Source organism: Cupriavidus sp. 05N38 (assembly GCF_056397345.1).
The window spans coordinates 113,532-122,868 of record NZ_JBFTNF010000020.1 but is presented as its reverse complement, the minus strand read 5'-3'; the positions used below and the strand labels follow the sequence as shown (position 1 = coordinate 122,868).

Here is a 9,337-nt window from a genome sequence, read left to right as displayed (position 1 = left end):
GAGTCCTTCGCTTCCCCTGGCTGTTATCTACTAGTAGATAGACTGTCTGGCCAAAAAAAACGGGGTGTCCCCGGTACTGCGCTGGATCCTCTTTCCTGCTTCAGCTTTCTTGCTGGGGCGGAGCAGTGGCTTCCATGAGCAGAATATTATCTACTGGTAGATAGATAGTCAAGGAGTTTTCAGAAGAATCTTTGGATGGGGCTTGCGCGTCTGCAATGGCGCACTTTTGCACGAATGCTGTCGCGCCTCCCCGCCATCCCCCAAAAAAAGCGGCGCAACCGACTGCGTTGCGCCGCCCGGCCGGACCAGGACGCCTGCCGCGTCCTGCCGGTTCACACCGTGCCTACCTGACCTTGCCTTCCTTCCAGGCCTGCAGCAGCTTGTCGTAGGCGATGGTCTCGCCCTTCGGTTTCTCGTTGGCCAGCTTCTTCCACGGCGCGTGCTCGTCCGACAGCCACTTGGCGGGATCGCTCTTGGGATTGAGCTTGGGCGCGCAGTTGCTCATGCCGGCGCGCTGCAGCCGTCCCATCACCTGGTCCATCTCGTCGGCCAGGTTGTCCATCGCGGCCTGCGGGGTCTTCTCGCCGGTCACGGCGGTCGCCACGTTCTTCCACCACAGCTGCGCCAGCTTCGGGTAATCCGGCACATTGGTGCCGGTCGGCGTCCAGGCCACGCGTGCCGGGCTGCGGTAGAACTCGATCAGGCCACCGTACTGCGCCGCGTTCTTGGTGAGGTAGTCGTGGTGGATATCGCTGTCGCGGATAAAGGTCAGGCCGGTGAGCGACTTCTTCAGCGACACCGTCTTCGAGGTCACGAACTGCGCGTACAGCCACGCCGCCGCGAGCCGGTTGGCATCGGTGTTCTTGAAGAAGGTCCAGGAGCCCACGTCCTGGTAGCCGTTCTGCATGCCCTGCTTCCAGTACGGGCCGTATGGCGACGGCGCCATGCGCCACTTGGGCGTGCCGTCGGCGTTGACCACCGGCAGGCCCTTCTTGGTCATGTCGGCGGTGAACGCGGTGTACCAGAAGATCTGCTGCGCGACCTGCCCTTGCGCCGGCACCGGGCCGGCTTCGGAGAAGGTCATGCCCATGGCCTGCGGCGGCGCGTACTTCTTCATCCAGTCGATGTACTTGGTAAGCGCATAGACCGCGGCCGGGCTGTTGGTGGCGCCCCCGCGCGACACCGAGGCGCCCTCCGGCGTGCACTTGTCCGCGCCGACGCGGATGCCCCACTCGTCCACCGGCATGCCGTTGGGCAGGCCCTTGTCGGCCGCGCCCGCCATCGATAGCCACGCGTCGGTGAAGCGCCAGCCCAGCGACGGGTCTTTCTTGCCGTAGTCCATGTGGCCAAAGACCTTCTTGCCGTCCAGCTCCTTCACGTCATTGGAGAAGAAGTTGGCGATGTCCTCGTAGGCCGACCAGTTGGTGGGCACGCCGAGGTCATAGCCGTACTTCGCCTTGAACTTGTCCTGCAGGTCCTTGCGCGCGAACCAGTCGGCGCGGAACCAGTACAGGTTGGCGAACTGCTGGTCGGGCAACTGGTAGAGCTTGCCGTCGGGCGCCGTCGTGAACTTCGTGCCGATGAAGTCCTTCACGTCCAGGTCGGGATTGGTCCATTCCTTGCCGGCGCCGGCCATGTAGTCGGTCAGCGGCAGGATGGCGCCGTAGCGGTAGTGCGTGCCGATCAGGTCGGAGTCGGAGATCCAGCCGTCATAGATGGACTTGCCGGACTGCATCGAGGTCTGCAGCTTCTCCACCACATCGCCTTCCTGGATGATGTCGTGCTTGACCTTGATGCCGGTGATCTCCTCGAACGCCTTGGTCAGCGTCTTGGATTCGTACTCGTGGGTGGTGATGGTTTCCGAGACCACGCTGATCTGCGTGACGCCCTTGGCCTTGAGCTTGGCGGCGGCGTCGATGAACCACTTCATTTCGGCGAGCTGCTTGTCCTTGGAGAGCGACGACGGCTGGAATTCGCTGTCGACCCACTTCTTGGCCTCCGCCTCGCCTGCCCATGCGGCATGGCCGCAGACAAGCGCCGCCGCGCAGGCCATGGCCGTCATGCCCAATTTCACGTGCACCTTCATGAACGTCTCCTCGAGAATCCCCCTCCCTGCTCTTTGTCTGGGTTGCGGTCCGGGGAAGGTGCAGGCCGCCATGCCCATTGACGAGATTTCCGTCGCTTTATTCCTGTCGTCGCGCTGCTCCCGTCCTGGCTTGTTCCACCAGCATCAGCCCTTGCGCATCACCAGTGCCAGCACCAGCATCGAAGTCACGAAGCTGATCCAGATCGACGGTTCTTCGGCCAGCGAAAACCAGGCCACCATCTTCTCGCCCAGCCCCACCCACGCCAGGTTGATCCACGCGGCGCACATCAGGCCGATGAACAGGCGGTCGCCGCGCGTGGTGGCGATGGGCAGGAAGCCCTTGCGCTCCAGCGTGGGTGCGCGCGCCTCCCAGACCGTCATGCAGATCAGCATCAGCACCACGCAGATGAAGAACACGGCCACCGGGGTGGTCCAGACCATCCAGCTCAGCATGCACTCCCCCTTACACGCGGCCCATCGCGAAGCCCTTCGCGATGTAGTGCCGCACAAACCAGATCACGATGCCGCCCGGCACGATGGTCAGCACCCCCGCCGCGGCCAGCACGCCCCAGTCCATGCCCGAGGCCGAAACCGTGCGCGTCATGGTGGCGACGATCGGCTTGGCGTTGACCGAGGTCAGCGTGCGCGCCAGCAACAGTTCCACCCAACTGAACATGAAGCAGAAGAACGCGGCCACGCCCACGCCCGCCTTGATCAGCGGCAGGAAGATGGTCAGGAAGAAACGCGGGAACGAGTAGCCGTCCACATAGGCGGTCTCGTCGATCTCGCGCGGCACGCCGGACATGAAGCCCTCCAGGATCCATACCGCCAGCGGCACGTTGAACACCAGGTGCGCCAGCGCCACCCCCAGGTGCGTATCCATCAGGCCGATRGTCGTATAGAGCTGGAAGAACGGCAGCAGGAACACCGCCGGCGGCGTCATGCGGTTGGTGAGCAGCCAGAAGAAGACGTGCTTGTCGCCGATGAACTGGTAGCGCGAGAACGCATAGGCCGCGGGCAGCGCCACCGTGATCGAGATCACGGTGTTCATCGCCACGTAGATCATCGAGTTGATATAGCCGGAGTACCACGACACATCCGTGAAGATGGTCTTGTAATGCTCCAGCGTGAAGTCGTTCGGCCACAGCGACAGCGTGGAGACGATCTCCTCGTTGGACTTGAACGACATGTTCAGCATCCAGTAGATCGGCAGGATGGCGAACACCAGGTAGACCAGGAGAAAGACCGCGCGGCCGTAGGTCGCGCGCTGCTGGGCGTCACGCATGGGGCATGTCCTCGCTGCCGGCGGTGCCCGCGCGCTGCATCCAGTTATAGAGGATGAAGCACATGAGCAGGATGATGAGGAAGTAGACGATGGAGAACGCCGCGGCCGGGCCCAGGTCGAACTGGCCCACGGCCTTCTGCGTCAGGTACTGTGACAAGAAGGTGGTGGCGTTGCCCGGCCCGCCGCCGGTCAGCACGAAGGGCTCGGTGTAGATCATGAAGCTGTCCATGAAGCGCAGCAGCACCGCGATCATCAGCACGCCGCGCAGCTTGGGCAGCTGGATATAGCGGAACACCGCCAGGCGCGAGGCGCCGTCGATCTGCGCAGCCTGGTAGTAGGCGTCGGGGATCGCGCGCAGCCCGGCGTAGCACAGCAGCGCCACCAGCGGCGTCCAGTGCCACACGTCCATCACCAGCACCGTGACCCAGGCGTCCAGCGCACTGCCGGTGTAGTTGTAGTCGAAGCCCATGCCGGCAAGCGCCGCGCCTAGCAGGCCGATGTCGGTGCGCCCGAAGATCTGCCAGATGGTGCCCACCACGTTCCACGGGATCAGCAGCGACAGCGCGATCACCACCAGCACCGCCGAGGCCTTCCAGCCCCTGGCCGGCATCGACAATGCCAGCAGGATGCCCAGCGGGATCTCCACGGCCAGCACGGCGAGCKAGAAGCCGAGCTGGCGCAGCAGCGCATCGTGCAGCTCGCCGTCGCGCAGCACGGTGCGGAACCACTCGGTGCCGACGAACACGCGCCGCTCGGGCGAAATGATGTCCTGCACCGAGTAGTTGACGATGGTCATCAGCGGCAGGATGGCGGAGAACGCCACGCACAGCACCACCGGGATCACCAGCAGCCAGGCCTTCTGGTTGACGGGCTTCAGCGTGCTCATGCCACCAGCTCCTCGTTGACGTAGTAACAGGTATGACGGTTGAACACGGACAGCCACACGGTCTGGCCCTGCGCCAGCCCGGCGGCCTCGTTGCCGAGCCGCGCGCGGATGATGGCGGGCTCGCCGCCGGGCTCCTGCACGGTGGCGGTGACCAGCCAGTAGGTGCCGATGTCCTGTGCGCGCTCCACGCGCGCGGGCACCGCCTGCGGATCGGTGGCCGCGGCCAGGCGCAGGTACTCCGGGCGCACGCCGACCTTGAAGCCGCCGGCCGCCTGCAGCGCCGCCGCCGTCGTGGACGAGAACTCCGGCATATAGCGCCGCCCGGCGATCTCGAGGGCACCGTCGCGCCACGACCCGGCCAGGAAATTCATCCCCGGCGAGCCGATGAAGTTGCCCACGAACGTATGCGCCGGGCGCTCGAACAGGGCATCGGCCGAGCCCACCTGCACCGCCTTGCCGCGCGACATCACCAGCACCTGCTCGGCGAAGGTGAGCGCCTCGGTCTGGTCATGGGTGACGTAGATCAGCGTGAGGCGGAACTCGTGGTGGATCTCCTTGAGCTTGCGGCGCAACTGCCATTTCAGGTGAGGATCGATCACCGTGAGCGGCTCGTCGAACAGGATCGCGGAGACGTCCTGGCGCACCAGSCCSCGGCCCAGCGAGATCTTCTGCTTGGCGTCGGCCGCCAGCCCGCTGGCGCGCCGGTCCAGCGACGAGGAGAGATCCAGCATTTCCGCGACGCGGCCCACCCGCTCCCTGACCTGGGCCGGCGCCACGCCGCGGTTGCGCAGCGGGAAGGCCAGGTTCTCGCCCACGGTCATGGTGTCGTAGATCACCGGGAACTGGAACACCTGGGCGATATTGCGCGCCTGCGGCGTGGCCGCGGTCACGTCGCGCCCGTCGAAGGTGATGGTGCCGTGCGAGGGGCGCAGCAAGCCGGAAATGCAATTGAGCAGGGTGGTCTTGCCGCAGCCGGACGGCCCCAGCAAGGCATAGGCGCCGCCGTCGTCGAAGCTGAACTTCAGCGGCAGCAGCGCATAGTCTTCGTCCGACTGCGGGTCCGGCCGGTAGGAATGGGACAGGTCGAGGTCGATGCGCGCCATGTCAGGCTCCCTGCCCCGCGGTCACCGGCGTCGCCACCCGGAGCGGCCGGCTGGGCGCGTGGATGCGCTTGCCGGCGGCATCGAACAGGTAAAGCTGGGTCGGGTCGAGATGCAGCGTGAGCGGCGCGCCGAGCTGCAGATCCACCACCCCGGGAAACTGCGCCACCAGGTTGCCCACCGGCGAGTCCAGGTGGACGAAGGTGTCGGAGCCCGACAGCTCGGCCAGCGCCACCTTGCCGGCGAGCGGCACCGTGCCGGGCACGGCATCGAGCCGCAAGGCGCCGGCGCGCACGCCGACAGTCACCGGGCCGCCGTGGCCCGCGGCTTCCGGCAGCGGCAACGCAATGCCGCCCTGCAGGGCCACGGTGCCGGCTTTCAGCTCGCCGGACATCAGGTTCATCGGCGGATCGCTGAAGGCGCGCGCCACGCGCAGCGAGGCAGGATAGTGAAAGACTTCGGGCGTGGGTCCGTACTGCAGCAGCTCGCCGGCATCCAGCACCGCGGTATGGCCGCCCAGCAGCAGCGCCTCGGCAGGCTCGGTCGTGGCATAGATCACGGTGGCATCGCCGTGCGCGAACAGCTGCGTGAGTTCCTCGCGCAGTTCCTCGCGCAGCTTGTAGTCCAGGTTCACCAGCGGCTCGTCCAGCAGCATCAGCGGCGCGCCCTTGGCCAGCGCGCGCGCCAGCGCCACGCGCTGCTGCTGCCCGCCGGACAGTTCAGCGGGATAGCGCTCGAGCAGATGCTCGATATGCAGCCGCGCCGCCAGCGCCCGTACCTGCGCATCCATATCCTTGGCGCGGCGCAACCGCAGCGGCGAGGCGATATTGTCGAAGACCGTCAGGGATGGATAATTGATGAACTGCTGGTAGACCATGGAGACGTTGCGCTCGCGCACCGGCACGCCGGTCACGTCCACGCCGTCCACTTCGACGCGCCCGGCGCTGGGCCGGTCCAGTCCCGCCATGACCCGCATCAGGGAGGTCTTGCCGGCCTGGGTGGCCCCCAGCAAGATGGTCACTGCGCCCGCCACGGGCACCAGCGACATCGGATACAGATACGCCTGCGAACCAGCCTGCTGGGCGATGCCTTCCAATCTGAGCTGCATCGAGTCTCCGGAATTCGAATGCTCACCAAGTGTCTGCCGCATCACCTGTACGACGATGATGCAGACGCACAAATCCTTGCTTCCCGCTCGTTTTAGTGCATAAACGAACATAAAACAATCATGCACCGCATCATTTGTTTTCGTTTCTGTTTGAACTAGAATGCCGGCATGACGCTGAATCCACGCCAGACCGCCCTGCTCGAAGAGGTACGCAGCCAGGGCTTCGCTTCCATCGACGAGCTTGCGCGCAAGTTCGKGGTGACCCTGCAGACCGTGCGCCGCGACGTCAACCTGCTGGCCGAGAACGGCATGCTGGCGCGCTTCCATGGCGGCGTGCGCGTGGACGGCTCCACGGTGGAAAATATCGCCTACCGGCAGCGGCAGGTGCTCAACGCCGAAGGCAAGGCGCGCATCGCGCGCGCCGTGGCCAGCCAGGTCCCGGAAGGCTGCTCGCTGATCCTGAACATCGGCACCACGGTCGAAGAGATCGCGCGCGAGCTGATGCATCACCGCGGCCTGCGCGTGATCACCAACAACCTCAACGTGGCGAACATCCTGGCCGACAACCCCGATTGCGAGGTGATCGTGGCCGGCGGCGTGCTGCGCTCGCGCGACCGCGGCATCGTGGGCGAGGCCACGGTGGAGTTCATCAGCCAGTTCAAGGTGGATATCGGCCTGATCGGCATCTCGGGCATCGAGGCCGACGGCACGCTGCGCGATTACGACTTTCGCGAAGTGAAGGTCGCGCGGACCATCATCGAGCATTCGCGCGAGATCTGGCTCGCGGCCGATGCCAGCAAGTTCAACCGCCAGGCCATGGTGGAGCTGGCGCACCTGTCGGAGATCGACAGGCTGTTTACCGACCAGCCGCTCAAGTCACCATTCGAGCGCATGCTCGAAGACAGCGGAGTGCGTTGTGTGGTCGCGCAGGACTGAACGCGGCGGCTTGCCGCGCGTGCTGGTGCGCCCGCTGGTGCGCCCGCTGGCGCGCCCACCGATGCGCCCTGCAGGCGTCACCGGCTCGGGCGATGCCCGCGCATGTCGCGCCGGGCACGCACCGGGGGCCTTACTTGAAGACGACCGTCTTGTGGCCGTTCACGATGATACGGTGCTCGGCGTGCCATTTGACGGCGCGCGCGAGCGCCACGCACTCCACGTCGCGCCCCACCGAGGTGAGCTGCTCCGGATCCATGCTGTGGTCCACGCGCTCGATTTCCTGCTCGATGATCGGGCCTTCGTCCAGGTCTGCCGTGACGTAGTGCGCGGTGGCGCCGATCAGCTTCACACCACGGTCGTGCGCCTGGTAGTAGGGCTTGGCGCCCTTGAAGCTGGGCAGGAAGGAGTGGTGGATATTGATGGCGCGGCCGGCCAGCTTGCGGCACAGGTCGTCGCTCAGCACCTGCATGTAGCGCGCCAGCACCACCAGGTCGATGTTCTGGTCGCGCACGACTTCGAACACCTTGGCTTCCTGCGCGGCCTTCTGCTCGGCCGAGGCGTTCATCAGCGGCAGGTGGAAAAACGGGATGTCGTACGACGCGGCCAGCTGGTAGAAATCGCGGTGGTTCGACACGATGGCGGCGATCTCGACCGGCAGGCCGCTGGCCTTGGCGCGGAACAGCAGGTCGTTGAGGCAGTGGCCGATCTTGGACACCATGATCATCACGCGCGGCTTGACGCTGGCGTCGAACAATTCCCACTGCATGCCGAACTGGTCGCCSACCGGCGCGAAGGCGGCCTTCAGCGTGGCCAGGTCGGGACCGCCCGCGCTCGGCGTGAAATGCACGCGCATGAAGAAGCGGCCGGTGAACTCATCGCCGAACTGGTCGGAATCGACGATATTGCAGCCGTGCTGGAACAGCAGCCCAGAAACGGCATGGACGATGCCCGGCTGATCCGGGCAGGAAATGGTGAGAATGAATCCGGTATTGCTCATCGTGTGTTGTTCTGTCGAGTGCGCGCCGATCATGCGCGGTGGGTGCCGGGTGCGCTCCCGCCGCAGCCCCAGCCGCGGCGTTTGAGCGTATCCAGCGTCACCAGCGTCGCATCGACGGTCATGGCGCCATCCGCCATGATAGCAAGCAATGCCTCGGGCTCGATACGCCGGTGCTCGGCCACTTCGCCGTCGCGGTTATGCGGCACGAAGTCCGCGGGCAGCAACAGGTCGTACACGTACACGGCTTCCCACTGCACGCCCTCCGGGATCTCGCGCAGCACTTCGATCACGCCGTGCGCCTCGGCGCGCCGCGCCAGCGCAGGCGGGATGCCGGATTCCTCGTCGCACTCGCGCACCAGCGTGGCGAGCGGATCGCTGCCGTGCGGCATGCCGCCGGCCACCAGGTTGTCCCACATGCCGGGGTCGACCGCCTTGGCGGCGCTGCGCCGCGAGATCCACAACGCGCGCTCGCCATCGATCACGCCGTTCATGTGCGAGGCGAAAGTCAGCAAGCCGAGAAAGCGCGCGGCGGCACGCTCGATCACCGCGAACGCGGGCGCCTCCAGCGCCGGCGTCACCGCAAACAATTCATCGCGCCAGCCGCGCACATGGCCGGCGTCCGCCAGCCAGCGCGCCAGCGTGGCCAGCGCGGCGCTGCGCGCGGCAGGCTCCGTGCAGCCGGGCAGCAGCGCTGCGCCGCCGTCCGGCGCTTCCCCGAGTACCGCTGGCACGGCGGTTTGCGCGCGCAGGATCCGCGCATGCAGGCGCGGCAGCCAGCCTACGTGCCGGCCGTCCACGGTCAGCCTGAGATGGGCGCCGGCGTCGAAGCGGCTGCGCGCCGCCAGCGCGCCGGCGATGCGTGAGAGGGTCGGGGCGCCAGCGTCGCGGCGCCCGCTTTCGGGCAAGGTATCGGACATGAATGTTTCGGGCGGCCGCCAC

At 66.1% G+C, this 9,337-nt stretch carries 9 protein-coding genes; 1 reads left to right on the top strand and 8 read right to left on the bottom strand.

Annotation, left to right across the window (positions count from 1 at the left end):
- Nucleotides 1–343 precede the first annotated feature (343 nt).
- The 6 genes from AC1DK4_RS16935 to AC1DK4_RS16910 form a co-directional block, all read right to left on the bottom strand.
- Nucleotides 344–2,074, bottom strand: a complete 1,731-nt coding sequence (locus AC1DK4_RS16935; protein WP_441624047.1) for an ABC transporter substrate-binding protein — start codon at nucleotides 2,072–2,074, stop codon at nucleotides 344–346.
- A 156-nt stretch (nucleotides 2,075–2,230) separates the two neighbouring features.
- On the bottom strand, nucleotides 2,231–2,539 hold the full coding sequence (locus tag AC1DK4_RS16930) for a DUF2160 domain-containing protein (protein WP_441624010.1): 309 nt from the start codon (nucleotides 2,537–2,539) through the stop codon (nucleotides 2,231–2,233).
- 10 nt (nucleotides 2,540–2,549) lie between these two features.
- Entirely contained in the window at nucleotides 2,550–3,371 is an 822-nt protein-coding gene (locus AC1DK4_RS16925) for a carbohydrate ABC transporter permease (protein WP_441624012.1), read from the bottom strand.
- Nucleotides 3,364–4,248: a carbohydrate ABC transporter permease gene (locus AC1DK4_RS16920; RefSeq protein WP_477131652.1), complete on the bottom strand. Its 885-nt coding sequence runs from the start codon at nucleotides 4,246–4,248 to the stop codon at nucleotides 3,364–3,366. The genes AC1DK4_RS16925 and AC1DK4_RS16920 overlap by 8 nt, the downstream gene beginning before the upstream one ends.
- A gap of 5 nt (nucleotides 4,249–4,253) precedes the next feature.
- On the bottom strand, nucleotides 4,254–5,360 hold the full coding sequence (locus tag AC1DK4_RS16915; RefSeq protein WP_441624014.1) for an ABC transporter ATP-binding protein: 1,107 nt from the start codon (nucleotides 5,358–5,360) through the stop codon (nucleotides 4,254–4,256).
- 1 nt (nucleotide 5,361) lies between these two features.
- Complete coding sequence (locus tag AC1DK4_RS16910) at nucleotides 5,362–6,465, bottom strand: ABC transporter ATP-binding protein (RefSeq protein ID WP_441624016.1); 1,104 nt, start codon at nucleotides 6,463–6,465, stop codon at nucleotides 5,362–5,364.
- A 168-nt stretch (nucleotides 6,466–6,633) separates the two neighbouring features.
- Between AC1DK4_RS16910 and AC1DK4_RS16905 the strand changes: the two genes are divergently transcribed.
- Nucleotides 6,634–7,401, top strand: a complete 768-nt coding sequence (locus tag AC1DK4_RS16905; protein ID WP_477131651.1) for a DeoR/GlpR family DNA-binding transcription regulator — start codon at nucleotides 6,634–6,636, stop codon at nucleotides 7,399–7,401.
- Between the two features lie 130 nt (nucleotides 7,402–7,531).
- On the opposite strand, the gene purU is transcribed toward AC1DK4_RS16905, so the two are convergent.
- Nucleotides 7,532–8,398 (bottom strand): formyltetrahydrofolate deformylase, encoded by an 867-nt coding sequence (gene purU, locus AC1DK4_RS16900; protein ID WP_441624020.1) that lies wholly within the window; start codon nucleotides 8,396–8,398, stop codon nucleotides 7,532–7,534.
- 29 nt (nucleotides 8,399–8,427) lie between these two features.
- Nucleotides 8,428–9,315: an NUDIX hydrolase gene (locus AC1DK4_RS16895; RefSeq protein WP_441624022.1), complete on the bottom strand. Its 888-nt coding sequence runs from the start codon at nucleotides 9,313–9,315 to the stop codon at nucleotides 8,428–8,430.
- Nucleotides 9,316–9,337 lie beyond the last annotated feature (22 nt).